The organism is Roseibium suaedae, assembly GCF_900142725.1.
Taxonomy (GTDB): Bacteria; Pseudomonadota; Alphaproteobacteria; order Rhizobiales; family Stappiaceae; genus Roseibium; species Roseibium suaedae.
On the sequence record NZ_FRBW01000005.1, the window covers coordinates 198,378 to 223,106 of the forward strand.

Annotated in this window: 25 protein-coding genes; 21 read left to right on the top strand and 4 right to left on the bottom strand. The window is 60.1% G+C overall.

Going from position 1 to position 24,729, the window contains the following annotated elements; translation table 11 throughout:
* Positions 1-2: 2 nt before the first annotated feature.
* The 3 genes from BUA94_RS19755 to BUA94_RS19765 are packed head-to-tail and all read left to right on the top strand — an operon-like array spanning position 3 to position 2,528.
* Positions 3-506, top strand: a complete 504-nt coding sequence (locus BUA94_RS19755; RefSeq protein ID WP_073015079.1) for a gluconokinase — start codon at positions 3-5, stop codon at positions 504-506.
* A 39-nt stretch (positions 507-545) separates the two neighbouring features.
* The gene (locus BUA94_RS19760) at positions 546-1,487 is read left to right on the top strand and encodes a 2-hydroxyacid dehydrogenase (protein WP_073015080.1); all 942 of its coding nucleotides are present in this window, start codon (positions 546-548) and stop codon (positions 1,485-1,487) included.
* Between the two features lie 9 nt (positions 1,488-1,496).
* Positions 1,497-2,528 (top strand): L-idonate 5-dehydrogenase, encoded by a 1,032-nt coding sequence (locus tag BUA94_RS19765; RefSeq protein WP_073015081.1) that lies wholly within the window; start codon positions 1,497-1,499, stop codon positions 2,526-2,528.
* A 54-nt stretch (positions 2,529-2,582) separates the two neighbouring features.
* Here the strand turns inward: BUA94_RS19765 and BUA94_RS19770 are convergent, their stop codons facing one another.
* From BUA94_RS19770 to BUA94_RS19780, 3 genes are all read right to left on the bottom strand, one after another.
* Positions 2,583-3,746: a mandelate racemase/muconate lactonizing enzyme family protein gene (locus BUA94_RS19770; protein ID WP_073015082.1), complete on the bottom strand. Its 1,164-nt coding sequence runs from the start codon at positions 3,744-3,746 to the stop codon at positions 2,583-2,585.
* A gap of 114 nt (positions 3,747-3,860) precedes the next feature.
* Positions 3,861-4,766, bottom strand: a complete 906-nt coding sequence (locus BUA94_RS19775; protein WP_073015083.1) for a LysR family transcriptional regulator — start codon at positions 4,764-4,766, stop codon at positions 3,861-3,863.
* Between the two features lie 67 nt (positions 4,767-4,833).
* Entirely contained in the window at positions 4,834-5,772 is a 939-nt protein-coding gene (locus BUA94_RS19780) for a LysR family transcriptional regulator (protein ID WP_073015084.1), read from the bottom strand.
* Between the two features lie 225 nt (positions 5,773-5,997).
* Between BUA94_RS19780 and BUA94_RS19785 the strand changes: the two genes are divergently transcribed.
* The 6 genes from BUA94_RS19785 to BUA94_RS19810 all read left to right on the top strand — a co-directional run bounded on the left by BUA94_RS19785 (position 5,998) and on the right by BUA94_RS19810 (position 13,126).
* The gene (locus tag BUA94_RS19785; protein WP_073015085.1) at positions 5,998-6,954 is read left to right on the top strand and encodes a tripartite tricarboxylate transporter substrate binding protein; all 957 of its coding nucleotides are present in this window, start codon (positions 5,998-6,000) and stop codon (positions 6,952-6,954) included.
* Positions 6,955-6,966: 12 nt separating this feature from the next.
* Positions 6,967-8,970 carry a tripartite tricarboxylate transporter permease gene (locus tag BUA94_RS19790; protein WP_073015086.1) on the top strand — a complete coding sequence of 668 codons (2,004 nt, stop codon included), beginning with the start codon at positions 6,967-6,969 and terminating at the stop codon, positions 8,968-8,970.
* Positions 8,971-8,983: 13 nt separating this feature from the next.
* The gene (locus BUA94_RS19795) at positions 8,984-10,066 is read left to right on the top strand and encodes a tartrate dehydrogenase (protein WP_073015087.1); all 1,083 of its coding nucleotides are present in this window, start codon (positions 8,984-8,986) and stop codon (positions 10,064-10,066) included.
* Positions 10,067-10,073: 7 nt separating this feature from the next.
* On the top strand, positions 10,074-11,144 hold the full coding sequence (locus BUA94_RS19800; RefSeq protein ID WP_073015088.1) for a tartrate dehydrogenase: 1,071 nt from the start codon (positions 10,074-10,076) through the stop codon (positions 11,142-11,144).
* Entirely contained in the window at positions 11,131-12,429 is a 1,299-nt protein-coding gene (locus BUA94_RS19805; RefSeq protein WP_073015089.1) for a glycerate kinase type-2 family protein, read from the top strand. The genes BUA94_RS19800 and BUA94_RS19805 overlap by 14 nt, the downstream gene beginning before the upstream one ends.
* Before the next feature lie 370 nt (positions 12,430-12,799).
* On the top strand, positions 12,800-13,126 hold the full coding sequence (locus BUA94_RS19810) for an NUDIX hydrolase (RefSeq protein WP_235860653.1): 327 nt from the start codon (positions 12,800-12,802) through the stop codon (positions 13,124-13,126).
* A 19-nt stretch (positions 13,127-13,145) separates the two neighbouring features.
* On the opposite strand, the gene BUA94_RS19815 is transcribed toward BUA94_RS19810, so the two are convergent.
* Entirely contained in the window at positions 13,146-14,039 is an 894-nt protein-coding gene (locus tag BUA94_RS19815) for a LysR family transcriptional regulator (RefSeq protein WP_073015090.1), read from the bottom strand.
* Between the two features lie 131 nt (positions 14,040-14,170).
* Between BUA94_RS19815 and BUA94_RS19820 the strand changes: the two genes are divergently transcribed.
* The 12 genes from BUA94_RS19820 to BUA94_RS19875 all read left to right on the top strand — a co-directional run bounded on the left by BUA94_RS19820 (position 14,171) and on the right by BUA94_RS19875 (position 24,603).
* Positions 14,171-14,566 (top strand): (R)-mandelonitrile lyase, encoded by a 396-nt coding sequence (locus BUA94_RS19820; RefSeq protein WP_073015091.1) that lies wholly within the window; start codon positions 14,171-14,173, stop codon positions 14,564-14,566.
* Positions 14,567-14,596: 30 nt separating this feature from the next.
* Entirely contained in the window at positions 14,597-15,340 is a 744-nt protein-coding gene (locus BUA94_RS19825; RefSeq protein WP_073015092.1) for an SDR family oxidoreductase, read from the top strand.
* Positions 15,341-15,591: 251 nt separating this feature from the next.
* On the top strand, positions 15,592-16,839 hold the full coding sequence (locus BUA94_RS19830) for an alanine racemase (protein ID WP_235860654.1): 1,248 nt from the start codon (positions 15,592-15,594) through the stop codon (positions 16,837-16,839).
* Between the two features lie 21 nt (positions 16,840-16,860).
* Entirely contained in the window at positions 16,861-17,526 is a 666-nt protein-coding gene (locus tag BUA94_RS19835) for an amino acid ABC transporter permease (RefSeq protein WP_073015094.1), read from the top strand.
* A gap of 10 nt (positions 17,527-17,536) precedes the next feature.
* Entirely contained in the window at positions 17,537-18,187 is a 651-nt protein-coding gene (locus BUA94_RS19840; RefSeq protein WP_073015095.1) for an amino acid ABC transporter permease, read from the top strand.
* Positions 18,174-18,905 (top strand): amino acid ABC transporter ATP-binding protein, encoded by a 732-nt coding sequence (locus BUA94_RS19845; protein ID WP_073015096.1) that lies wholly within the window; start codon positions 18,174-18,176, stop codon positions 18,903-18,905. Before BUA94_RS19840 ends, BUA94_RS19845 begins: the two co-directional genes overlap by 14 nt.
* A gap of 23 nt (positions 18,906-18,928) precedes the next feature.
* Complete coding sequence (locus BUA94_RS19850) at positions 18,929-19,708, top strand: transporter substrate-binding domain-containing protein (RefSeq protein WP_073015097.1); 780 nt, start codon at positions 18,929-18,931, stop codon at positions 19,706-19,708.
* Positions 19,709-19,723: 15 nt separating this feature from the next.
* Positions 19,724-20,071, top strand: coding sequence for a RidA family protein (locus BUA94_RS19855; protein WP_073015098.1), 348 nt, complete (start codon positions 19,724-19,726; stop codon positions 20,069-20,071).
* 56 nt (positions 20,072-20,127) lie between these two features.
* The gene (locus BUA94_RS19860) at positions 20,128-21,132 is read left to right on the top strand and encodes a succinylglutamate desuccinylase/aspartoacylase family protein (protein WP_073015232.1); all 1,005 of its coding nucleotides are present in this window, start codon (positions 20,128-20,130) and stop codon (positions 21,130-21,132) included.
* Positions 21,133-21,153: 21 nt separating this feature from the next.
* The gene (locus BUA94_RS19865; protein ID WP_235860655.1) at positions 21,154-22,221 is read left to right on the top strand and encodes a LacI family DNA-binding transcriptional regulator; all 1,068 of its coding nucleotides are present in this window, start codon (positions 21,154-21,156) and stop codon (positions 22,219-22,221) included.
* A gap of 286 nt (positions 22,222-22,507) precedes the next feature.
* A complete protein-coding gene (locus BUA94_RS19870; RefSeq protein WP_073015099.1) occupies positions 22,508-23,581 on the top strand; it encodes a LacI family DNA-binding transcriptional regulator in 1,074 nt (357 codons plus the stop codon).
* Positions 23,578-24,603, top strand: coding sequence for an ABC transporter substrate-binding protein (locus BUA94_RS19875; protein WP_073015100.1), 1,026 nt, complete (start codon positions 23,578-23,580; stop codon positions 24,601-24,603). The genes BUA94_RS19870 and BUA94_RS19875 overlap by 4 nt, the downstream gene beginning before the upstream one ends.
* The last annotated feature ends 126 nt before the right edge of the window (positions 24,604-24,729 follow it).

The window sequence follows — 24,729 nt, forward strand, 5'->3', positions numbered from 1 at the left end:
TCATGGGTCCCATTATCGTCATGGGGGTCTCCGGATGCGGCAAGTCCACGGTCGGACAACAGCTCGCCGGTGCCCTTGGCCGCTCTTTCCTTGAAGGCGATACCCTGCACCCGGCTGCCAATGTCGAGAAGATGTCCGCCGGCATCCCATTGACCGACGCTGACCGCGAGCCCTGGCTGAACCTCATTGGTTCAGAACTCGCCCGCGGCGACCTCCCGGTCGTCTCCTGTTCGGCCCTGAAGCGCCGCTACCGCGACCAGTTGCGGCGGCACTGTCTGCAGCCGCCTTCCTTCGTTTTCCTGACGGGCAGCCACGCCTGCCTGTCGCAACGCATGGCAGGCCGGAGCGGGCATTTCATGCCTGCAGCCCTTCTGGACAGTCAACTTGCCACCCTGGAATCCCCGGAAGGCGAACCGGGTGTGGTGACCGTCGAAATCGATCAGGACGCCGGAAAGGTCCTGCAGGACGCTCTCGCGGGCCTCGCAGCTCTCACTTCAGGCCAATGATCCTGCTCAACGCTTAAGAACATCATTTTGGAGGAATACATGTCCGCACCTGAAATTCTGCTGATGGGCCCCTATCCGGACTGGGACATGACGGAGCTCGAGGCAAAGTACAAGGTTCACAAGTTCTACGAAGCCGCTGACAAGGATGCCCTTCTGAGTCAGCATGGCGCGAATATCCGTGCGATTGCCACCCGTGGCGAGCTTGGCGCTTCTGCTGCTCTCATGGGCAAGCTCCCGTCCTTGGAAATCGTGAGCTGCTACGGTGTCGGTACCGATGCCATTGATCTGGGCTATGCAAAGAGCAACGGCATCAAGGTCACCAATACTCCGGATGTCCTGACCGCTGACGTTGCAGATCTGGGTGTCGGACTTCTGCTGGCTGCCGCGCGCCAGATCCCGCAGGCAGACACTTATGTGCGCCAGGGAAGCTGGACGAAGGGCAACATGGGTCTGGTAACCCGGGTCTGCGGCAAGAAGGTCGGCATCGTTGGCATGGGCCGCGTCGGTGTGACCGTTGCCCGCCGGCTTGCCGCCTTTGAGTGCGACATCAGCTATTTCGACATCGCCGCCCGGACAGACCTGCCCTACACCTTCGTGGCGGATCTGACCGAGCTGGCCAGAGGCTGCGAGTTCCTGATCGTCACGCTTTCCGGCGGCGAAAGCACCAAGGGCATCGTGAATGCCGGCGTGCTTGCAGCGCTCGGCAAGGACGGCATCATCGTCAATATTTCCCGCGGCTCGACGGTTGATGAAGACGCTCTTCTTGATGTGCTTGAAAAGGGGCAGATCAAGGCAGCCGGTCTCGATGTCTTTGCAACCGAGCCCAACATCAATGCCCGTTACCTGCCGCTGACCAATGTCGTGCTGCAGCCCCACCACGCCTCCGGCACCGTGGAAACGCGGCAGGCCATGGGCAAGCTCGTGCGCGACAATCTGGCCGCTCATTTTTCCGGAGCCGCGCTCCTGACTCCGGTCGTTTGAGGTTCTGCCATGAAAGCACTCGTCATTCACGCCGCGAAGGACCTGCGTCTGGAAGACCGCGACCTTGAGCAACCGGGACCGGGCCAGATCAGCGTTGCGGTCAACGCTGGGGGCATCTGCGGGTCGGACCTGCATTATTACAATCATGGCGGCTTCGGCGCGGTGCGTCTCAAGGAGCCGATGATCCTCGGCCACGAAGTAGCGGGAACGATCAAGGCACTGGGAGAAGGTGTGTCCGGGTTTGCCATTGGCGACCGGGTGGCCATCTCTCCCAGCCGCCCCTGCAGCACCTGCAGCTATTGCCTGAAAGGCCAGCAGAATCAGTGCGTGAACATGCGCTTCTATGGAAGCGCCATGCCCATGCCGCATATTCAGGGCGCTTTCAGGGAGCAGCTGATCGCAGAGCAATGGCAATGCCACAAGGTGGCCGATGACGTCTCCATCCAGGAAGCAGCTCTTGCCGAACCGTTTGCGGTGACCTTGCATGCGGTGTCCCGCGCAGGCTCCCTGCTTGGCAAGCGCGTTTTGGTCACGGGTTGCGGCCCCATCGGAGCTTTGGCCATCATCGCCGCACGGGCCCATGGCGCTGCGGAAATCGTGGCCACGGATGTCATGGACACTGTTCTGGACAAAGCGCTGGAAATCGGGGCTGATCGGGTGATCAACGTCGCCAAGGACAGCGGCAGCTTGGCAGCCTACGGCGAAAACAAAGGCTACTTTGACGTCCATTTCGAAGCTTCAGGCAACGAAAAGGCCATTCATACGGGTCTTGAAACCCTGAAGCCGCGCTCGGTTCTGGTTCAACTTGGGCTGGGCGGCAACGTCTCCATTCCCCAGAACCTGATCGTTGCCAAGGAAATAGACATCCGGGGCACCTTCCGCTTCCATGAAGAGTTCGGCCTTGCGGTGGATCTGATCAACCGCAAGCGAGTGAACTTGAAGCCGTTGATCACGGGAACCTTCCCGATTGAACAAGCGGTGGAAGCGTTTGAGCTTGCAGGAGACCGCAGCAAGTCTATGAAAGTCCAGCTGACTTTCTGATCTTTATACCTCTGTCTGGCCCTGGCGGCATGGCTGCCGGGGCCAGACAGAATTTCACTGCGCCAGCTCGCGCATGACCTTGATCAGGTCGGACTTTCCCTCAAAGCCAATGCCGGGCAGTTCAGGCATGACGATGTGACCATCTTCAACCTGCACTCCATCCGGGAAGCCGCCGTAAGGCTGGAACAGATCCGGATAGCTTTCGTTGCCGCCCAGTCCGAGACCTGCGGCAATATTCAGCGACATCTGGTGTCCGCCATGGGGAATGCAGCGCTTGGCCGACCAGCCAAGCTCGGTGAGAACGTCCAGTGTGCGCAGATATTCGACCAGCCCATAGGATAGGGCGCAGTCGAACTGGAGCCAGTCCCGGTCGGGGCGCATCCCGCCGTAGCGGATCAGATTGCGCGCATCCTGGTGGGAGAACAGGTTCTCTCCGGTTGCCATTGGTCCGGGATAGAATTCCGCCATCGCAGCCTGAAGCTGATAGTCCAGCGGATCTCCAATTTCCTCATACCAGAACAGCGGATACTCCCGCAGCATCTTGGCATAGGCGATGGCCGTCTCCAGATTGAAGCGCCCATTGGCATCGACTGCAAGCTGCGCTTCGCCTTCGATTTCGGCAAGCACAGCCTCGATCCTGCGCTGATCTTCTGCGAGAGATGCTCCGCCGATCTTCATCTTGACCACTGTATAGCCGCGATCGACATAGCTGCGCATTTCCTTGCGCAGCGCGCTGTCGTCCTTGCCGGGATAGTAGTAACCGCCAGCCGCGTAAACGAAGACGCGGGGATCCGCTTCAAGGCCTTTGCGCTCGGCCAGCAACCGGAACAACGGCTTCTGCTCGATCTTGGCAATGGCGTCCCACACCGCCATATCGATGGTGCCCACCGCAACAGAGCGCTCGCCGTGACCGCCGGGCTTCTCGTTCTGCATCATGACCGACCAGATCTTGTGCGCATCTAGGTTGGTGCCTTCCTCATTCAGCAGTTGCGCTGGATCCGCTTCCAGGACCCGATCACGGAACCGTTCGCGGATCAAACCGCCCTGACCATAGCGGCCGTTGGAGTTGAAGCCGTAGCCAACCACCCGGCGGCCGTCCCGGACCACATCGGTGACAACGGCCACCAGGCTCGCAGTCATCTTGCTGAAGTCGATATAGGCGTTCCGGATCGGCGAGGAGATCGGCTTGGTGATTTCGCAAATGTCTACAATACGCATTGGCGCTGTCCCGTTGGTGTCTAGGCCCGGTCCTCGGGCTTGTGACAGGACACTAACGTTTTTCAGATCCAGGCAGCCAATGCCGATTTCACGACAATTCATGCCAGAACAGCATCAATCATCAACAGACCCGTTCACCACCTTTTGCCAGAAAGCCTCACAGTGAGGCGAGAGGCGCGAACGCGGGCGGTAGATCACGATATCAAGCGGAATGTCGTGTTTGCCGCTTCCTGCCCGAACAAGTGTTCCAGCCGCCATGTCCGGCTCGGCAAGAGACTGCGGCAGATAGGCGACACCTTGTCCTGCCTTGGCCATCTCGCGATTGGCCGCCGCCAGAACCGAGCTCATTGCCGGAGCAACATCTGGTCTACCGAAGCTCGACCAGAACGCCTCAAGGATGGCATTCAGGCCTGAGGCAGGCGCATAGGCAATGAGCGGGGCTTCAGTTGCCTCCTTGCCCAATTCCCATTTTGGCCGACCATCGGCAGAGGGCGCACAAAGGGGAACCAGCCGGTCCTTGCCGACTGACTTACAAAGGTAGTGGCGCTCGGGCAAAACGGAGGGGCCGACCGGTCCCTTGTGGCATATGAAGAAACTGGAATCTCCGCTCTCCATAAGCCGGACACATTGGCGATGGGTGTCGGAAATCATGTTGAGCATGCCCACATCGGCTGGACCCGCCACCTGCATCAGCCAGCGCGGCACAAACGTGTAGGACAAGGCATGGGTCGCGGCGATGGTCAGGTTGCGCTGCGCCTGGCCAGCGACCTCGAGCGCCTCCCGCCGGGCATCCACCAGCATCCGGACAATCATCTCGGCGCGCGGCTGAAAGGCCTTACCAGCAGCGGTCAAGGAGACCTGCCGGGTCGTACGCACAACAAGATCCGTCTGGAGAGCCGTCTCAAGCGCGCGGATCCGCCGGCTGAAGGCTGGCTGGGTCAGGTTCCGCTTCGCTGCCGCACGCGAAAAATTCAGCTCCCTCGCAAGTTCCAGGAAATCTTCGAGCAAAGCCAGGTCCATGTGCAGCTTCCGGATTATTCATGCCCAATGCGCATTGAATAGCAGCCATTCGGCACAAAGGCGATTGCTATCTGGGGCCATGAAGTTGCTGGTTGGTGATCTGGAAAGGGGAGGCCGCATTCGAGGACTGGATACACTCGGCAAGCGCATCGACAAAGAGACGCACCTTGGCAGTCAGATTATGCCGCTCCGGGTAGATCGCCAGGATATTGGCCGTCTGAAAATAGTCAGGCAGGATCACCCGAATGCGCCCCTCCCGAACGTGGCTTGCAATATCCCATTCCGACCTGAGCATGATGCCGCGTCCGCCGAGCATCCACTCTCGCGCCATTTCCCCATCATTGGTGCTCAGCCGGCCATTGACCCTCACCGAAGCGCTTTCGCCATCCAGTCCCTCGAACTTCCAGATGTCGTAAATGTCATGCTCCTGACGAAGAACGATACAATCGTGGTGACTGAGATCCTTGAGGACCTTCGGACTCCCAAATTTTTGAATGTAGGAAGCAGAGGCGCACATGAAGCGGCGGTTCCGGTGAAGAAGACGCTGCACCAGATTGCTTGACGGCGGGTGACCGAACCGAATGTTCAGGTCGAACCCCTGCTCGATGATGTTCAACGGCGCATCACTCACCACCAGCTGAACATCCACATCCGGATAGCGTTCCGAGAAGAGGGCTGCAGTCGGGGCAATATAGGCCCGGCTGAAGCCAAACGTCGCATTGATCCGCAAAAGACCACTGGGCCTCTCGCGCGCGGTACGCAGACTACTTTCCAGCTCCTCGATTTCTCCCAGCAGCCTGACAGCCTTGGCGAAATAGACTTCCCCTTCGCCCGTAAGACTGACCCGGCGGGTGGTGCGGTTCATGAGCCGGACACCCAGCCGATCCTCCAGACGGGCGAGCCTGCGGCTTACAGCGGAGGCCGTCACCCCCAGCTCTCTTGCCGTTTCCACAAAGCTTTCATGCCTGGCAAGCAGCACGAAGAAACTCATGTCGCTCTCGCTCATTACTTCCCTCAAAGCAATAATGATGTTCATTTTCTGAATTTAATTATTTCTACGCAGCAGTCTAGGGTGAAAGGCACTGGGCATTGAGGAGTGTCTGGCTCAGACCGGGCGAATGCCCAAAAGGTCAGGGAGGGAGCGGGACCACACTCGACAGACACAGTCTGCGGTTGAACTCCCGCATCAACTGCGCTGCGCGAAGGTGCAGCGTTACAAGTGGAGGAACCCATGAAAAGAACCGTTGCAACAGCGCTCGTTGCGCTTCTGGGAGCCATTGCTCCCGCAGCCGCACAGTCTGCGGCCGATTTTCCGACCAAGCCGATGACCTACATCATCCCGTTCAACGCAGGTGGCGAGTCCGACATTTCCGCCCGGTACCAGCAGGCAGAATGGGAAGCTGTCACCGGTCAGCAGGTCGTGATCCAGTATCAGCCCGGTGCGGGCGGTGCCCAGGCCTGGTCGCAGTTGAACTCCCTTCCGGGTGACGGCTACACGATCATGGGCATCAACATGCCGCACACGGTTCTGCAGCCGCTGGCAGGATCTGTCGGCTACAAGACCGAAGATCTTGTTCCCGTTCACTATTTCCACTACACGCCGGATGCGATCTTTGTTCGCGCGGAAAGCCAGTTCAAGACGCTCGCCGACCTCGTGGATTATGCAAAAGCCAATCCCGGCCTCGTAACCTTTGCAGGCTCCGGGTCTAACTCGTCCAACAATCTGGCCGCGATCCGCTTCAACACGGAAGCCGATGTCAAGACCACCTATGTGCCGTTCTCCGGCACGGGTCCTTCGGTCACCGCGGTTCTCGGCGGCTCGACCATGGCGGGGTTCAACTATGCGACGTCCGGCGTAACTCAGGGTGATGCCATGCGTATGCTGGCAGTTGCTGCAGACGAGCGCCTTCCAGCCTTCCCCGATGTGCCTACCTTCAAGGAACTTGGCTACAACATCGTAGGCGGTGCCTATCGCGGTGTCGCCGTTCCGGCCTCGACACCTGAAGATCTCCGCCAGCGGATCTCGGACATCGTGTCTGAAATCAACAAGCGTCCTGATTTCGTGCAGAAAATGGAAAGCGGCGGCTTCGTGCTTACCGACATCGGCTACAGCAAGATGAATGACTTCGTCGCAGCACGGGTTGAGGAATATACCGAAGGCGCAAAAGCGCTCGGTATCATCAAGTAACGGCGCTTGAAGATGGACATTCTCGGCTACCTATTGGACGCTCTGACACCGCTGAACCTGGGACTTGCGCTTGTTGGCGTGATCCTTGGAACGGTGATCGGTGCCTTGCCTGGGCTCTCGGCTACCATGGCGGTGGCCGTGCTTGTCCCCTTCACCTTTACAATGGATCCCGCCGCGGGCCTCATCGCCCTCGGCGCGATCTACACCGGCGCAATTTATGGCGGCGCCTTCGCTGCCATTCTGGTCAATACACCCGGAACGCCTTCGGCAATCGCGACAACCTTCGACGGCTTTCCGATGGCAAAGCGGGGCGACGGCGGTCTGGCCGTGTCCCTGGCGACGATTGCTTCTGTCGCTGGTGGTCTCGTCGGTGCTATCGCGCTTTTGCTGCTCGCACCGCCCCTTGCCAAGGTTGCACTGGCCTTTGGCCCTACGGAATATTTCTGGCTTGCGGTTTTCGGGCTGACCCTGATCGCTGCCCTGTCCGTCGGCAACACGGTCAAGGGCCTGATCGGGGCTTGCATCGGCCTGTTCCTGTCCATGGTCGGCGTCGCCATTGTGGGCGGAGACGTGCGCTATACACTCGGAATGCAGAGATTTCTGGCGGGGATCGATCTGACCTCTGCCATCATCGGTCTCTATTGCGTTCCCGTGATCCTTGATCTCGTGGCCAATCCTGACCCGCATCTGAAGCCTTCTGAAGCTGGCGGTCTGCGCCTCGGTGAAGGCGTCCGCGTTGCCATCAAAAGCAAGGTCAACATCCTGCGTTCGTCGGTGATCGGCACCGTCATCGGCATTCTGCCCGGGGCAGGGGGTTCCATCGCCGGTCTTGTGTCCTATTCGGAGGCACGCCGCTCGTCCCGCCAGCCTGAAAGTTTCGGCAAGGGCAATCCGGACGGGGTTTTGGCAACAGAGGCTGCAAACAATGCCACCGTCGGCGGCGGCTTCATTCCAACGCTCGTGCTCGGCATTCCAGGAACACCTCCAGACGCGATCATCCTGGGCGCGCTGCTCGTGCAAGGCATCAAGATCGGCCCGACCCTGTTCACGACGGACGCTCCCATTGTCTATACCTTCATTTGGGGTCTGCTGATCGCCACGGTCCTGATGCTGCCTGTCGGGCTCCTGATCGGCCGCTATGCCTACAACTTTATCATCAAGGTCCCGAAGGCCCTGCTGGCCCCGACCGTGGCCCTGCTGACCATCATCGGGTCCTTTGCGATCCATTCTAATATCGATGACGCTCAACTCATGGTCGGTCTCGGCATCCTATCCTGGATCCTGAACCGCTACGGTTTCCAGCCTTCACCGATTGTTCTTGGCCTGGTCCTTGGCTCCATTGCCGAGCAGGGCTTTGTCCAGACCTGGCTGATCGGCAATGCTTCCGGCCGCGTTGCGGAGATGTTCTTCACCCGGCCCATCAGCATCGGAATTATTCTTGCAGCCCTTCTCACCCTGCTCTTGCCGATGTGGTCGGACTGGAAGAAGAACCGCCGCAAGCAACTCAGCAGGACGGATGACCCGGTTTCAGATTCCGGCAGCCGGATCGCTCCGGAGGTGAAAACCCGCGACCTGCCGTCAATGGCTATTGCCGGTCTGTTCATCGCCCTCGGGATCTGGATTTTCACCGGCGCAAACGGCATGTCACCTCTCGGAGCGGTCTTCCCCTGGACGATTTCCGCTGCCCTTGCAGCCTTCTCAATCATCCTGATCCTTCAGCATCTCCGCCGGCCCTCCGGCCCTGCCTCGCAGCGCCGCCCGCAAGATCCAGGCTCTGCCCGGCGATTGGCACTCGCACTGGTGATGCTGGCGTGGGTCATTGCGCTGCCGATGATCGGCTTCCTCGCCACCAGTTTCGCGGCCTTTGTCCTGATCATGCTGATTGCAGACTACGACCGGCCCGGACTGCGCACCTGGGCGATCTGGGCCCTCACCGGACTGGCCATCTGCGCAGGCTTCTGGTGGCTCATGGCCAATGTGCTGATGCTGCGCATGCCTGCCGGACTATTTCTCTGAATTGGAGCAAACTATGAGCAAGAAAATACACAAGGTCGCCGCCATCGGCGGCGACGGGATTGGTGTGGAAGTTGTCGATGCCTGCCTTGAGGTGCTCGATGCACTGGCAGAGCGCGACGGCGGCTTTGAATTCCAGGTCGAAAACTTCGACTGGTCGACCGAACGCTACAAGCGCACCGGTGAATTCATGCCGAAGGACGGTGCGGATCAGCTGCGGGCCTTCGACGCCATTCTGTTCGGAGCCGTAGGCGCTCCGGATGTACCGGATCACCTGACACTCTGGGGCCTGCGGCTGGCCATTTGCCAGCCTCTGGATCAATACGCCAATGTCCGTCCGACCCGCGTCCTGCCCGGTATCCAGTCACCGCTCCGGCACGTGAACAAGGATGAGCTCGACTGGGTGATCGTCCGGGAAAACTCGGAAGGCGAGTATGCAGGCCAAGGCGGCAGGTCGCATCCCGGCTTGCCGCTGGAGATCGCGACCGATGTCTCGATCTTCACCCGCGCAGGCATCGAACGGATCATGCGCTTTGCGTTCAAACTTGCCCAGAGCCGTCCCCGGAAGTTCCTGACTGTGGTGACGAAGTCCAATGCACAGCGTCACGGCATGGTTCTGTGGGACCAGATTGCGGCTGAAGTCGCAAAAGAGTTCCCGGATGTCACCTGGGACAAGATGCTGGTGGACGCAATGACGGTCCGAATGGTGATGAACCCGGCCTCTCTCGACACGATCGTTGCGACGAACCTGCACGCGGATATTCTGTCCGACCTTGCCGCCGCGCTCTCCGGCTCCATCGGCGTTGCCCCGACGGCAAACCTCAATCCCGAACGCGAAACCCCTTCGATGTTCGAACCCATTCACGGCAGCGCCTTCGACATCACCGGCAAGGGGGTGGCCAACCCGGTCGCAACCTTCTGGACGGCGGCCATGATGATGGAACATCTCGGCGAAAAACCCGCAGCCGCCCGGCTGATGCAGGCAGTCGAGACTGTTACCGCCGACCCTTCGCTGCACACGCCAGACCTGGGCGGCAAGGCAACGACCCGCATGGTTACGGACGCCGTCATCGCAGCAATCCGCGGCCGGAACGACTGAGGCGCCAATGAGCAACCATCTGAACATTGCCGTCGTCGCAGGGGACGGTATCGGCAAGGAAGTCATTCCCGAAGGTCTTCGCGTTCTCGAAGCGGCTGCCAAGAAGCACCGGATCGATCTGCGCTACAAGGAATTCGACTTTGCCTCCTGCGACTATTACGCCAAGCACGGGCAGATGATGCCCGATGACTGGAAGTCGCAGATTGAAACCCACGATGCCGTTTTCTTCGGTGCCGTCGGATGGCCCCAGACTGTGCCCGATCACGTCTCCCTCTGGGGATCCCTCATCCAGTTCCGCCGCCAGTTCGACCAGTACATCAGCCTGCGCCCGGCGCGGCTGATGCCGGGCGTCCCCTGTCCGCTGGCAGGCCGTAAGCCGGGTGACATCGACATGTGGATCGTCCGGGAGAACACCGAAGGCGAATACTCTTCGATCGGCGGAAAAATGTATGAGGACACCCCGCGCGAAATCGTTCTTCAGGAAACGGTGATGAGCCGGGTCGGCGTGGACCGGGTGTTGAAATACGCCTTCGAACTGGCAGCCAGACGCCCCCGTGCGAAGCTCACATCCGCCACCAAGTCCAACGGCATTTCAATCACCATGCCCTACTGGGACGAGCGCGTTGCGGAGATGGCCAAGGCCTATCCGGGCGTCAGCGTCGACAAATATCATATCGATATCCTGACCGCCCATTTCGTGCTCAATCCGGACCGGTTCGATGTGGTGGTCGCCTCCAATCTCTTTGGCGACATCCTGTCGGATCTCGGTCCGGCCTGTACCGGCACCATCGGCATCGCGCCCTCCGGAAACATCAATCCCGAGCGGAACTTTCCCTCCCTGTTCGAGCCTGTTCACGGATCTGCACCCGATATCGCCGGACTTGGTGTCGCAAATCCGGTCGGCCAGATCTGGGCGGCAGCCATGATGCTGGAGCATCTGGGGCATGCTGAGGCTGCGGCCGATGTTGTTACCGCAATCGAAAAATGTCTCTCAGAACCAGCTCTGAGGACCAGAGACCTGGGCGGATCCGCGGATACGGAAACCTGCGGCAAGGCAATTGCAGATGCACTCTCCTGACAGGCTGGCTCAGGCTTCCGGGCAAATCTTGTGGCAGCGCAACCTGCTCAGAAGCCTGTTCGATACGGCCGTGGCAGCGGCAGACCCTTTAAAGGCCGTTCCTGCGGCGCTGCCACCCCGTCCGTCCGGCCGGGTGGTGGTGATCGGTGCCGGCAAGGCGTCTGCCCGCATGGCGGAAGCCGTCGAAAAAGTCTGGGGTCCTTGCGAGGGCCTCGTTCTTACGCGAGACGGCTATAGCCGCGAGCTGCGGGGGATCGAAGTTGTCTGTGCCTCCCATCCGGTTCCGGACAGCCGCGGACTCGCCGGAACACGCCGTCTTGTCGATTTGCTGCAGGGATGCGGTGAAAATGACCTTGTCATCGCCCTCATCTCGGGCGGGGGCTCTTCGCTCCTTTCCTGGCCTGCAGGTGACATCACGCTCCAGGAAGAGCAGGCGATGACACAAGCGCTGCTGGCCAGCGGCGCGCCCATTTCTCAGATGAACACGCTGCGGAAACACCTTTCCAGGGTTAAAGGCGGAGGACTTGCTGCGGCTGCCTGGCCCTCCCCGATGCTGTCCCTGATCATCTCGGACGTTCCGGGAGACGATCCGGCCATGATCGCTTCCGGTCCAACAATTCCCGACGGAACCTCCCAGAAGGAGGCGAAGGAAATTGCGGATCGCTGGTCCATTCCGCTGCCCCCCTCCATGGAGGCTGTGCTTTCCGGATCCCGGATAACCTGGCCGGACACGGCGCGGGAAATGTCCCGCGCAGAGAGCCGCATCATCGCCGCACCTGCATTGTCGCTCGAGGCAGCGCGCAAGCAGGCAATCCGCCAGGGAATTGCTGTCAAGGTACTCGGCGACGCCATTGAGGGAGAGGCAAGGGAGGTTGCCGCAGCGCACGCCCGGCTTGCCCTTGAAGAACAGGCAGCGCTTGCCCCTGGAGAGACTCTGCTGCTTTTATCCGGCGGCGAATGCACCGTTACCCACCAGGGTACGGGTACAGGCGGTCCAAACGCAGAATACTGCCTTGCTTTGGCCGATGCCCTAGACGGAGCACCAGGCATTTCCGCCATCGCATGTGATACGGACGGTGTGGATGGTGCTGCAGAAGTTGCAGGCGCACTATTCGACGAAACGACGTGTTCTCGTGCAAGGGCTCAGGGATTGTCGATCAGGACAGCACTTGCTGCCAACGACAGCCACAGCTTCTTTGCAGCTCTTAGTGATCAGGTCATCACGGGCCCAACACTCACCAACGTGAACGACTTCCGCGCAATACTGCTGCACAAAGTGGATTAAGTTGCCGCACTGGCGCTTGGGACAAATAATCCGGGGGTAGATCGCACTCTATCTGCAAAAGACAGGGACCGTGCTTGACGGTCCGGGGAGGGGTCATGTCAACTCAACCGGAAGAGGAAAACGAACACCTGTTCCGGTGACCTCTCAGCCAATTCAAGACTTGTTTTGATGCCATCGGGGAGCCATGCCCTACGCGGACACAGAAAGCACAAGCGAACAGGCAAAGGCAGACGCTTATCGGGAGAGAAGCGTCAGGACCCAATATGGCGCCCTGTGTTTCCGCAAGTCTGAAACGGTCCCGGAGAAACTGGAAATCCTGCTCATAACCAGCCGGGAGACTGGCCGGTGGGTCATCCCGAAAGGCTGGCCAATGCGGAAGAAGAAACCGCACCAGGCCGCCGGGCTGGAGGCTTGGCAGGAAGCCGGCGTTAAGGGCCGCATTCAGAAAAAGCCCTGTGGCACCTATTCCTACATCAAGAAAATGAGCAAGGGTGCATTGGTGCCCGCAGTTGTCGAAGTTTTTCTGCTTGAAGTGCGCGAATTGGCGAAGAGCTTTCCGGAGCAGAAACAGCGTCAGCGGCGCTGGTTTACTCCCGAGGCAGCCGCATCAGCCGTGAGCGAGCCGGAACTCAAAGCGTTGATCGCGGGGCTAAATCAATATGGTGGGCTGAAGCCTGCGCTGCCAGCAACGTCTTGAAGCGCAGGCCATTGCTGCTTCAGGCTCTGACCCTCAGCGTATCGACATATCGCGCAAAGGCCGGGGAGGCGAGGCGCCGGTTCGGATAATAAAGATGATAGCCCTGTATCAGCGGACAGAACGGCTGCAGAACTGCCACCAGCTGCCCCGTTTTCAGATAGGGGCAGGCCAGATCTTCGGGAACAAAGGCCAGTCCATGCCCGTCAAGTGCAGCATGCAGGACGGGAAAGATGCTGTCATAGGTCAGCTGGCCTGAGACACGGACCTCGAGCTCCCGGCCATCCTTCTCGAACTCCCAGGCATAAAGCCCGCCAGCAGAGTTCAAACGCAGATTGACGCATTGATGGCCGGTCAACTCGCCCGGATGCTCGGGAGGAGTGCGCCCTGTAAAATAGGCAGGAGACCCGACGACAAGGAAGCGCCAGTCAGGCCCGATCCGCACGGCCACCATGTCTTTGCTGATGGATTCTCCAAGCCTGACACCTGCATCGAAATGCTCGCCGACGATATCGATGAACCCGTCATTGACCGACACTTCGACCCTGACATCCGGATAGTCCGGCAAAAACCGCTTCAGGTGAGGCCGCAGGATCGTTTCTGCCGCATGGACTCCCGAGTTGATCCGGATCGTACCCGACGGCTTGTCACGTAGTTCACTCAAGGCGTCGACTTCAATGCGGATCTGCTCGAAGTGCCCGGACAAGGACCGGAAGAGCCGCTCCCCTGCCTCTGTCGTCGCAACGCTGCGCGTCGTCCGCGCCAGAAGACGCAGACCGAGCCGTTCCTCCAGTGCCCGCACCGTATGGCTCAAAGCCGACGGCGAAACACCCAACTGGGCGGCAGCTCTCGTAAAGCTGCTCTCACTGGCGACGACAACAAAAGCTCGCAATTCGCTCAGTTCATCACGCGCCATTCCTGAATCCTGCTCATTAGTTCATGCAAATTAATGCACCTAATCCAATAACCCAGAGCAGCCTAAATAGCGAGGCATCCACTCACACCTGGTTCGGCCACTGGCCGGACCGCAAGACAGGAATGCACCTCATGGAGATTATCCGAGCCGATGACCGCAAGGCGGTTGCTGGGCCTGGTGACTGGTTCACCGGGAAGGTTCAGGTCGAAATGCTCTTCAATTCCTTCGACAAGGACCGGGTGCAAGGCGCCAGCGTGACCTTCCAGCCTGGCGCGCGCACAGCCTGGCACACACACCCGCTGGGTCAGACCCTGATCGTGACTTCCGGAACCGGCAGGGTTCAACGCTGGGGCGGGCAGATCGAAGAAATCCGGCAGGGCGATATCGTCTGGTTCGCGCCAGAGGAAAAACACTGGCATGGAGCCGCCCCCGATAGCGCCATGACCCATACGGCTCTTCAGGAAGTGCAGGACGGCAAGGTCGTCGACTGGATGGAACATGTAACGGACGGCCAATACGCCGGCTGACAATCAACATTTGAAAATACGAGAGACCCAATGATCAAAGACAAAGTCATTCTCATCACCGGCGCCTCCTCGGGCATCGGAGCTGCCACCGCCGTCGAACTGGCCTCAAAAGGGGCGAAAGTCGTTCTGGGGGCAAGGCGTGAAGACAAGTTGCGTCAGATCGCCGAAGACATCAGGGCAGCAGGTGGTCAGGCCGAATTTACGGCTCTGGATGTGACAAACCCCAACGAAAATGATGCCTTTGTCAGCCTCGCCAAGGAAAAATTCGGCCGCGTCGACGCCATTTTCCTCAACGCGGGCCTGATGCCAAGCAGCCCTGTCTCCGCCCTGAAGACCGCGGAATGGAAGCAGATGGTCGATGTGAACATCACCGGCGTGCTCAATGGCGTGGCCGCTGTCATGCCAACCTTCCTGGCGCAAAAGTCCGGACAGATCCTTGCCACATCATCCGTCGCCGGTCTCAAGGCCTATCCGGGCGGCGCCGTTTATGGCGGGACGAAATGGTTCCTGAAGGACTTCATGGGAGTGCTGCGAATGGAATCTGCGATGGAAGGCACCAATATCCGCACCGCCACGATCTATCCCGCTGCCATCAACACGGAATTGCTTGATACGATCACCGACGAACGGAGCGCAGAAGGTATGAAGAGCCTTTATGCGACCTATGGGATATCGGCGGATCGCATTGCCAGGGTGGTCGCTTTCGCAGTCGACATGCCGGAAGACACCACCGTCAACGAATTCACCGTCGGCCCGGCCTCCCAACCCTGGTAAGTCCCTATTTCAAAAGTGCTCCTGACCGGAAAACATCCGGTCGGGATTTTCTGAGCTCAGCCTCAGGAACCTGCTGTTCCTCCCTCCTGACGTGATCAAGTCGTGAGCAGGCTGGACTGATTTCCAGCGCGAGAGCCGCAAAAACTCCCTAGAATCCCTCAAAAATGCAGGCCTAAGAAATATGCAAGCGGCCCAATTGACAACGTTATCATTTTGGCACTTAATGACAACGTTATCATTGGAGGTTGGGCGTGAGTTTTCTGCGTGGATTGGTGGGCGTGATTGGGGCAGGCGATGACCTTGCCTCCAAGGGTTTGCATCCGGAACGGGGGGATCTTTCCCTGCCGGCTCTGACCCTTGATCTTGCAGCCTTTGACAAGAACGCAGAGGCCATGTTCGCCTATGCCAAGGCGCGCAATCTTCTGCTGGCGCCTCATGCAAAGACACCCATGTCTCCGGAACTCAGCCGCCGTCTGGCAGATCAGGGCGCCTGGGGCCTTTCGGTCGCCAATCTGCAGCAGGCGATGGTGCTTCTAAACAGCGGCTTCTCGCGGCTGCTTGTCGCCAACCAGATTGGCGGGGAAGTCTCCGGTGTCCGCTTTGGCAAGCTTCTGGCTGCCCATCCTGAAGCGGAAGTAATCTTCTTCATCGACTCCATCGCGTCCGCCAAAGCCATCGTGGCTGCCGCAAAGGCCTGCGGCCGCACTTTACCTGTGCTGATCGAAATCGGCAGCGGACGTGCCGGTGCGCGGGATGAGGCCGCAATCACCGCCCTGATTGACGAAGTTCTGGCAAAAGACTGTCTCGAGCTTTCAGGCATCGCCTGCTACGAGGGAGCCGCCGCCAAGGCAGACCCGGCCGAAACGGAAGCTGCCATCGCAGAACTGTGCGACCTGTCTCTTCAGGCCTTTGCCAAGATCCGCAAGGCCCGGCCGGAAGCGGAACTCCTCCTCAGCGCCGGCGGCTCTTCTTTCTTCGATCTGGTGGTCAGACATCTCTTGCCGGCAGTCGAAGCTGACGGCAATGCCCGCATGGTCCTGCGCAGTGGTGCAATCTTCTTCCATGACCACGGTGTCTATGAGCGCGCGCTGGCCCAGCTTGACCAGCGCAACGGCTTTGAACCCGTCACCGGTCAGAAGGCCTCCGAAGCCTTCACACCCGCGCTCCGGGTCTGGGCGGAGGTCCTGTCCCGGCCGGAACCTGACCTGCTGATCTGCGGTATGGGCATGCGTGACGTCTCCTTTGATCAGGACATGCCCCGGCCTCTGGCTTTCTACAGGAATGGAAACCACTTAGAAGACGGGAAGGGCGCATCGGTGTTCAAGCTGAACGACCAGCATGCCTTCCTGCGCGTCGACCCAAGCCATCCGGCGGAAGTGGGCGACGTCGTCGAGTTCGGCATTTCCCACCCCTGCACCTGTATCGACCGCTGGCGGTCAATCCTGGGACGCGGCCCGGACGGCGCGATCCTCGCCAGCTTCCCTACCTATTTCGGCTAACCGGCACAAAAGGCCTGTCGTATGACCCTCAACTTCAACCAGCTCTGGCGTTATCAGGATGATTTCCTGCATGGCATCCAGATGACTCTGACGCTGACGCTGATTGCGACGGTCGCCGGAATGCTCATCGGTCTCCTCGGGGCTCTTCTGTCGAACAACCGGCTCCCGGCTGTCCGCCTGCTCATCCGCTCCTATGTGGAAGTGATCCGGAACACGCCAGCCCTGATCCAGATCTTCCTGATCTTCTTCGTGTTGCCCTATGCAGGTCTGCGCCTGCCACCGTTCGAAGCTGCCGCTGTGGCCCTGTCGATCTACATGGGCGCCTATTCGGTGGAGATCTTCCGCTCCGGCCTCGCGTCTATTCCGAGGAGCCAGATCGAGGCAGGCCAATGCCTGGGCCTCACCCGGTTCCAAGTGTTCCGCCATGTCATCCTGCTGCCGGCCCTGCGCAACATCTATCCGTCCCTGACCAGCCAGATCATCCTCATTCTGCTGGGCTCGTCCCTGGCCAGCCAGGTCTCCGCCGAAGAGCTGTTCCACACGGCCGCCTTCGTTGAAAGCCGCACCTATCGCAGCTTCGAAGTCTACGCCGTGGTCTGCGCCATCTACTTCGTCATGGTGCTGTCGCTGCGCCTGATTTTTGCCGGTGCCGAGCGGATTGCCTTCCGCTGGCCCACCCGTCGCTAGGATCCAGTCAATGCGCGGATTTACCCTCTCCGACTTCGAAACCATGCTGTGGGCCGTACAATGGACGGCAACGCTGGTGATCATCGCCCTGGCCCTGGGCGGCCCGCTCGGCCTGCTGATGGCCATGATGCGGACCAGCCGCAATCCGGTGCTGAACGGCATTGCCCTTGTCATCCTGCAGATCGTCCAGGGCGTTCCCCTGCTCGGCATGCTGATGTTCTTCTATTTCGGCGTGCCGGTGTTCCTGGGCATCAAGGTTCCGGCCCTGATTTCCGTCAGCATCGCCTTCACGGTCTTCGCCGCCGCCTTTCTGGGCGAAATCTGGCGTGGCGGCATCCAGGCTGTCCACACCAACCAGAGCGAGGCGGCTGCCTGTCTTGGCCTGACCCGATGGCAGAGCTTCCGCCATGTGATTGCACCTCAGGCCTTCCGGATCGCGCTTCCGGCCACCGTCGGCTTCCTGGTGCAGCTGATCAAGAACACCTCGCTGGCATCGGTCGTCGGCTTTGTCGAGTTGGCCCGCGCCGGTCAGCTTGCCAGTGCCGCAACCTTCGCGCCATTGACCTCCTACGCCTGTGTCTCGGCCATCTACTTTGCCATCTGTTTCCCGCTGACCCAGTGGTCCCGCTCTTTGGAGAAGAAGCTTCATGTCGTTCGTTGACATCAAAAATGTCCGCAAGTCCTTCGCCAATGTCGAAGTGCTCAAAGGCGTGACGATCAACGTTGAAAAGGGCGAGATCGTTACCATCATCGGCCGCAGCGGATCGGGAAAATCCACGCTCCTGCGCTGCATCAATGGCCTTGAATCCATTGATGACGGAGAGATCCGCATCAACGGCGAAGTGGTGCATGACAAGGCAACGGACCTGCGCCGTCTGCGCGAAAAGGTCGGCATCGTCTTCCAGCAGTTCAATCTCTTTCCGCATATGACGGTGGAGCAGAACATCACCCTGGCCCCGACGCTGACCAAGCGTGTGGCGAAGGGGGAGGCGGCCCGCAAGCTGGCCCATGAAGTGCTCAGCCGCGTCGGTCTGGAACAGAAGATCGATGCCTATCCCGAGCAGCTTTCCGGCGGCCAGCAGCAACGCGTCGCGATCGCCCGCTGCCTCGCCATGGGACCGGAGCTCATGCTGTTCGATGAAGTAACGTCGGCACTCGATCCGGAGCTGGTCGGCGAAGTGCTGAAGGTCATGGAAGACCTCGCCCGTCAGGGCATGACCATGATCCTCGTCACCCACGAAATGAACTTCGCCCGCAATGTGGCGTCCAAGATCGTCTTCATGCATGCCGGCAAGGTGCATGAGCAAGGTGCGCCAGCGGCGCTTTTTGCCAATCCGGCAACTCCGGAGCTGCGGAACTTCATCAGCTCAACTCACTGACCATCCAGAGGAAAGATAATAAAATGAACCTGAAGTCTGCATTTGCAGCCGCTGTCATGGGTCTGATGACCCTGGCGCCGGTCAACGCCTTCGCCGACAAGCTCGCCGACATCCTGAACAACGGCACCGTGCGCATCGGCGTCCTCGCCGACTCCGCACCGTGGGGCTACCGCGATGGCTCCGGCAATCTGACCGGCTTCGACATCGGCCTTGCCAATCTGGTCGCCGCCGACCTCGGCGTGAAGCTGGAAATCGTGGAAGTGACCGGCGCAGCCCGTCTGCCGAGCCTGCTCTCCGACCAGATCGACATCCTGATTGCCGCCGCAGGCGCAACGCCGGAGCGCGCCCAGCAGGTCATGTTCACCGCCCCCTATGTTGCCACCGATCTCGGCGTCTTCGGCCCGGCCAGCTCGGCCGAATTCAAGAGCCCGGAAGACATGGACGGCATCTCCATCGCCGTTGCCCGTGGCACCACCCTGGACGTCTGGCTGACCGACAACGCCCCGAAGGCGAACATCGTGCGCTTTGAAGACGCCGCCAGCGCCATGGCTGCCTATTCCGCAGGCCAGACCCAATATTTCGCCGAAAACAGCGTGATCGCCAACAGCGCCAAGGGCAGCGCGGACCTGGAACTGAAGTTCCGTATCCGTCAGTCCCCGGCCCATATCGCCGTCAACCAGGGTGAGCACAACCTGCTGCAGTGGCTGAACACCGATCTCTTCTTCAACCGCCTCAACGGCAAGCTTGACGCGCTGCAGGTCGAATTCTTCGGCCAGGCAAGCCAAGTCCCCAACATGCTCTAAGGAATAGACGACCCTATGACTGCACAACGTTTCGAAGTCGGCCCGCGCATGAGCCAGGCCGTAGTCCATAATGGAACTGTCCACATCGCCGGTCAGGTGGCCGACAACCGCAAGTCCTCGCTGGAACAGCAGACCCGCGAAATCCTTGCCAAGATCGACAACCTCCTGGCACAGGCAGGCAGCGACAAGTCCAAGCTGCTGTCGGTGACGGTGCTTCTGCCTCACATCACCGACTTCGACGCGCTGAATGCGGTCTACGACGCCTGGATCGACCCGGCAAACCCGCCGGCACGCGCCTGCTTCGAGGCACGCCTTGCCGATCCTGACCTGCGGGTCGAAATGACGGCCGTCGCCTACGTTTGATCCTTGGGGCGGCGGAGCCAGCCTCCGCCGCCCATCTCCCTTTCAAGGCAGCATCCATGCATACCGGTATTTTTCACGACCTGGATCTCGACGCCGACGGCAAGTCCTCGAGCTATTTGTCCATTCCCTTTTCCGTCGATCGTTCGCCCTATTTCCAGGTGAAGGTTCCCGTCATCCGCATTCGCAATGGCGATGGTCCGAGCCTTCTCCTGATGGCCGGCAATCACGGTGACGAATACGAAGGCGAAATCTCTCTGGTGCGCCTGGCACGGCTGCTTGAGCCCGAACACATCCGCGGCTCCGTCACCATCATTCCCTTCGCCAATGCCCCCGCCGTCATGGCTGCCCGCCGTCGCTCTCCGCTGGACGAAGGCAACATGAACCGTGCCTTCCCGGGCGATCCGAACGGCACGCCGACCCAGCGCATGGCCCATTTTCTGGAACATGAACTGTTCCCGAAACATGATGTCGTCCTGGACCTCCACTCCGGCGGCACCTCCATGGAACATCTTCTTTGCGCCCTGATCGAACGCCAGGGTCCGCCTGAACAGCTGGCGGAAGCCACCCGCCTGATGCAGGCCATGGCCCTGCCGTATGGCTTCATCGCCGAGAATGGTGCTTCTGCGCCAACCTCCATGGCAGCTGCAGCCCGTGCAGGCGCCATCGGCCTCAGCGGTGAATTCGGCGGCGGCGGCACAGCCACCCGAGAATCCATGGCCGTCACCACCCAGGCCATCGACAATGTCCTCATGGCGCTCGGCATCTGCGACAAGCCGGTTCTCTCCCGAGACCCCTTGCAGAACCGGACGATGACCCTGCTGGCACTTTCCAGTCATGAGCAAGCGATCTATGCCACGCGCCGGGGCTGGTTCGAACCGGCCGTTGCCGTCGGCGATACAGTCAAGGCAGGGGATGTCGCGGGCTGGTACCACGATTTTGAAAGGCTTGATTTGCCTGAAGAATCCTTGCACTTCTCAGTTGGTGGCGTGGTGCTTTCAAGACGCCTTCACACGGACTCGCAAGCAGGCGATTGCCTGGTTCAAGTTGGCCTCTTGATTTAAGTGACCAGGGAGCTGGGCATCATGGCGGATGATATGACTGCCCACTCCTTTGATGACGTGGTGCGCATTGAGGAGGAGACATCCTCCTCTCAAACCGGCCGCAGCAAGCCCGTCCGGATCGAAGAGGTGGCCCGCCTGGCAGACGTGTCACCGATCACGGTCTCCAGAGCGCTCCGGAACCCGGATCTCGTCTCGGAGAAAACTCGCAAGCGCATTCTCGAGGTCGTGCAGGAGACCGGCTACTGGTCCAATCCACATGCCTCTGCCCTGCGGTCAGGCCGCTCCAGCATCGTCGCGGTCTTTGTCTCCAATCTGCTGAGCCAGCAATACACCCGGGCCGCCCAGGCTTGCGCTCAGGTGATAGAGGCAAACGGCCTGCAGATGATGGTGGGGCAGACCTCCTATTCCTATTCCCGCGAACTGACCGCAATCCAATCGCTACGTGCCTTGCGCCCTGCTGCCGTCTTCCTCACTGGCGTGATCGAGCTTGAGGAAAACCGACGCATGCTGCGCGACCTGAACATTCCGATCGTCGAGAGCTGGGCCCATACCCGCGACCCGATCGACATGCTGGTGGCCTTCTCCAACGTGGACGCGGGCAGGCTCGCGGCAACCCATCTGGCCAATCGCGGCTTCAAGCGGCCAGCCTTCATCGGACGCGGTGGCGGCCGGGGCAAACTGCGGCTCCAAGGCTTCACGGAGCGCCTGTCCCAGCGCGATCTTCCCCTTACCGGAAGTGTGGTGGTCGATCAGGTGGAGAGCATCGAAAACGGCCGCAGCGCTTACCGGAAGCTCCAGGAAAGCGGCGTCAGCTTTGACAGCGTCTTCTGCGCCAATGATCTTCTCGGGATAGGCGCGATGATCGAGGCCGGAGCGCAGGGGCAACGCATTCCCGAAGACGTCGGCATCCTCGGCTTTGGTGACCGCTCGGATCTCGCCGCCCTTTCGCCGCGTCTGTCACTCGTCGGCGTCGACACCTCACAGATCGGCCGCCAGGCCGGTGAGATGATCCTCAGCCGGCTCAATGGCGAGGAAGCCCCCGAGCGTCTCTGCGTCGACCTGTCCTTGCTGCAAGGCGTGACAACATAGACCTAAGGCGTTGCATTCATTGATGCCTGACCTGATGGGAATTGAAGAGAGAGACTGTTTCCTCCCTTCAGCAAACAGGTACGTCAGCACATCGCGACGCCCTGGCACACAGCACGCCAGGATAGAGCGCATTGCGGGCCCACTCCCTCTTGATTGCAGCCAGTAGATTTCCGCGCTTTCCCTCACGTCTTCGCGGGATGACACCCCTGTGACATTCGAGTCGACAGAACCGTATTTTTCGTCTATCGCTACGCTTAATCGTTTAATCAAGCGCTTGCGAAGGCTTATGAGCACCAGCCGGACCAGACCCAATCTCAGTCAGCTTGCCACGCTGCTGGACGTGTCCGCCGCGACGGTCTCCAATGCCTTGTCCGGCAAGGGGCGGGTTTCGGAAGAGCTGGCGGAACGGATCCGCGCCAAGGCGGCCGAGCTTGGATACATGCCGAGCCAGGCGGGCAGGGCGCTCAGAACCGGCCGCACCCAGGTGCTCGGCCTGGTGCTTCCGGACATTGCCAATCCGCTTTTCCCACAGATTGCCCAGGCCATCGAACACGCTGCCTCGAATGCGGGCTATGGCGTGCTGATCGCGGACTCCCGCGGCGATGTGGCCATGCAGACGAAAGCCATTCAGCAGCTTCAGGACCGGGGTGTGGACGGCATCGTCATCGTCCCGAGACGCGGAACACGGGTTGCCGACATCGGCAGCCCGGTCGCCGTCATCGACAGCCCCTCGACCCCGGGAAACACAGTCTCCGCGGACCATTGGCAGGGCGGTCAGCTGGTCGCCCGCCATCTTCTGGACCTTGGTCACAGGGATCTGCTTCTGATCGGCAACAACCCTGCCTCCAACGTTCAGAACGACCGCATCGGGGGCATCAAGTCCTGTCTGCCGTCTTCGGTGCGCGCCCGCGTCCTCTGGATCGAGCCCCATGAGGAAGCACATGGGAAAGGCTGCCATCTTGGTCTGAAGGAACGGTTCGAGGAAGGCGTGACCGCTTTTGCCGCCGTTTCTGACCTTCATGCCCTCAGAGCCCTCACCGAGCTGCAAGGGGCGGGTGTCCGCGTCCCTGATGAGGCCAGCGTGACCGGTTTTGACGACCTGATCTGGTCCTCGGCCATCACGCCTGCTCTGACCACCGTGCGCATGGATATGGAAACCATCGCCGAACAAGCCATTTCCGCCCTCACAATCGTAATCGAGGCCCAGACGGCTCCGGACCAGGAAAAGTCCGTCCTTCGGCTCAGCAAGGTTGCGAAGGCAGACCGAACAAGCGTGCCAATGGATCTGGTCGTGCGCCAAACCACCGGCCCGGCTTCGTCCCAAGCAGTAAAAGCACCACCAGCAGGAGACATGGAATGACCCTCAAGACCCTTCTTTGCGCGGCAACCGCGCTGACGCTGAGCGCAGGCTTTGCCCAGGCTCAGGACAAGACCCTGACCATCTCCGCCTATGCCTTCGCACAGGACGAGTTCAGCGAGATCCTCTACAAGCCTTTCGAGGAAAAGTGCGGCTGCAAGGTCGTCGTCGAAACCGGCAACAGCGTCGAGCGTCTGGCAAAGCTGGAAGCCAACAAGGACAATCCGGTCATCGACATGGCCGTAATGTCCACCGCTGATGCCATGGCAGCCTCCCGCAACGGTCTGATCGACACGGTCGACACGTCCAAGCTCACCAATTTCGACAAGCTCTATGATGTTGCCAAGGATCCGAACGGCGACGGCATGAGCGTCGGCTACACATTCTATGCAACGTCGATCGTCTATCGCACCGACAAGATGAAGATCGACTCCTGGGCAGATCTGCTCAAGGACGACATCGCTCCGCATATCGCCTTCCCGAACATCACCACCAACCAGGGCGCTCCGGCACTCTACATGCTCGGCAAGGCTCTTGGTTCCGACAATCCGGACCTGCAGGTTCCGATCGACGCGGTCAGCAAGAAGGCAGGCGACATCGTTACCTTCTACGTGAAGTCTTCCCAGCTCGTGCAGTTGATGCAGCAGGAAGAAATCTGGGCCGCTCCCATCGGCCGTTTCTCCTGGGCGCCCTTCACCAAGCTTGACCTGCCGCTGGCATGGGCAACCCCGAAGGAAGGCCAGACAGGCGGCATGAACGTCATGGTCGTCACCAAGGGTTCCAAGAACCGTGATCTGGCCCTTGAGTTCATGGACTACTGGCTCTCCACCGAAGTTCAGACCAAACTTGCCACCGCTCTGGTCGACAGCCCGGCCAATTCCGAAGTGAAGGTGTCCGACGAAGTCGCCAACAACATCACCTACGGCGCCGAAACCGCAAAGAGCCTGACGCTTCTTCCGGCTTCGGTTTCCCTCGACAACCGCGACGCCTGGCTTGCCGAGTGGAACGCGAAAGTCGGCCAGTAAGCACTGCCGGATTGCCTGCCGGCATGTTCTGGCAGGCCTTTCGGGTGACCGTTCCCCCTTCGGGCAGGACAAGTTCCTGCCCGAAGGGACAGGTGCTGCGGAAGGGTTGAACCCCACCCTCAACCC

What these genes read in the sequence shown, in the direction of transcription:
- BUA94_RS19755 (WP_073015079.1), top strand. Translation starts at nt 3, where the DNA reads ATGGGTCCCATTATCGTCATGGGGGTCTCCGGATGCGGCAAGTCCACG.
- BUA94_RS19760 (WP_073015080.1), top strand. Translation starts at nt 546, where the DNA reads ATGTCCGCACCTGAAATTCTGCTGATGGGCCCCTATCCGGACTGGGAC.
- BUA94_RS19765 (WP_073015081.1), top strand. Translation starts at nt 1,497, where the DNA reads ATGAAAGCACTCGTCATTCACGCCGCGAAGGACCTGCGTCTGGAAGAC.
- BUA94_RS19770 (WP_073015082.1), bottom strand. Translation starts at nt 3,746, where the DNA reads ATGCGTATTGTAGACATTTGCGAAATCACCAAGCCGATCTCCTCGCCG.
- BUA94_RS19775 (WP_073015083.1), bottom strand. Translation starts at nt 4,766, where the DNA reads ATGGACCTGGCTTTGCTCGAAGATTTCCTGGAACTTGCGAGGGAGCTG.
- BUA94_RS19780 (WP_073015084.1), bottom strand. Translation starts at nt 5,772, where the DNA reads ATGAGCGAGAGCGACATGAGTTTCTTCGTGCTGCTTGCCAGGCATGAA.
- BUA94_RS19785 (WP_073015085.1), top strand. Translation starts at nt 5,998, where the DNA reads ATGAAAAGAACCGTTGCAACAGCGCTCGTTGCGCTTCTGGGAGCCATT.
- BUA94_RS19790 (WP_073015086.1), top strand. Translation starts at nt 6,967, where the DNA reads ATGGACATTCTCGGCTACCTATTGGACGCTCTGACACCGCTGAACCTG.
- BUA94_RS19795 (WP_073015087.1), top strand. Translation starts at nt 8,984, where the DNA reads ATGAGCAAGAAAATACACAAGGTCGCCGCCATCGGCGGCGACGGGATT.
- BUA94_RS19800 (WP_073015088.1), top strand. Translation starts at nt 10,074, where the DNA reads ATGAGCAACCATCTGAACATTGCCGTCGTCGCAGGGGACGGTATCGGC.
- BUA94_RS19805 (WP_073015089.1), top strand. Translation starts at nt 11,131, where the DNA reads ATGCACTCTCCTGACAGGCTGGCTCAGGCTTCCGGGCAAATCTTGTGG.
- BUA94_RS19810 (WP_235860653.1), top strand. Translation starts at nt 12,800, where the DNA reads ATGCGGAAGAAGAAACCGCACCAGGCCGCCGGGCTGGAGGCTTGGCAG.
- BUA94_RS19815 (WP_073015090.1), bottom strand. Translation starts at nt 14,039, where the DNA reads ATGGCGCGTGATGAACTGAGCGAATTGCGAGCTTTTGTTGTCGTCGCC.
- BUA94_RS19820 (WP_073015091.1), top strand. Translation starts at nt 14,171, where the DNA reads ATGGAGATTATCCGAGCCGATGACCGCAAGGCGGTTGCTGGGCCTGGT.
- BUA94_RS19825 (WP_073015092.1), top strand. Translation starts at nt 14,597, where the DNA reads ATGATCAAAGACAAAGTCATTCTCATCACCGGCGCCTCCTCGGGCATC.
- BUA94_RS19835 (WP_073015094.1), top strand. Translation starts at nt 16,861, where the DNA reads ATGACCCTCAACTTCAACCAGCTCTGGCGTTATCAGGATGATTTCCTG.
- BUA94_RS19840 (WP_073015095.1), top strand. Translation starts at nt 17,537, where the DNA reads ATGCGCGGATTTACCCTCTCCGACTTCGAAACCATGCTGTGGGCCGTA.
- BUA94_RS19845 (WP_073015096.1), top strand. Translation starts at nt 18,174, where the DNA reads ATGTCGTTCGTTGACATCAAAAATGTCCGCAAGTCCTTCGCCAATGTC.
- BUA94_RS19850 (WP_073015097.1), top strand. Translation starts at nt 18,929, where the DNA reads ATGAACCTGAAGTCTGCATTTGCAGCCGCTGTCATGGGTCTGATGACC.
- BUA94_RS19855 (WP_073015098.1), top strand. Translation starts at nt 19,724, where the DNA reads ATGACTGCACAACGTTTCGAAGTCGGCCCGCGCATGAGCCAGGCCGTA.
- BUA94_RS19860 (WP_073015232.1), top strand. Translation starts at nt 20,128, where the DNA reads ATGCATACCGGTATTTTTCACGACCTGGATCTCGACGCCGACGGCAAG.
- BUA94_RS19865 (WP_235860655.1), top strand. Translation starts at nt 21,154, where the DNA reads ATGGCGGATGATATGACTGCCCACTCCTTTGATGACGTGGTGCGCATT.
- BUA94_RS19870 (WP_073015099.1), top strand. Translation starts at nt 22,508, where the DNA reads ATGAGCACCAGCCGGACCAGACCCAATCTCAGTCAGCTTGCCACGCTG.
- BUA94_RS19875 (WP_073015100.1), top strand. Translation starts at nt 23,578, where the DNA reads ATGACCCTCAAGACCCTTCTTTGCGCGGCAACCGCGCTGACGCTGAGC.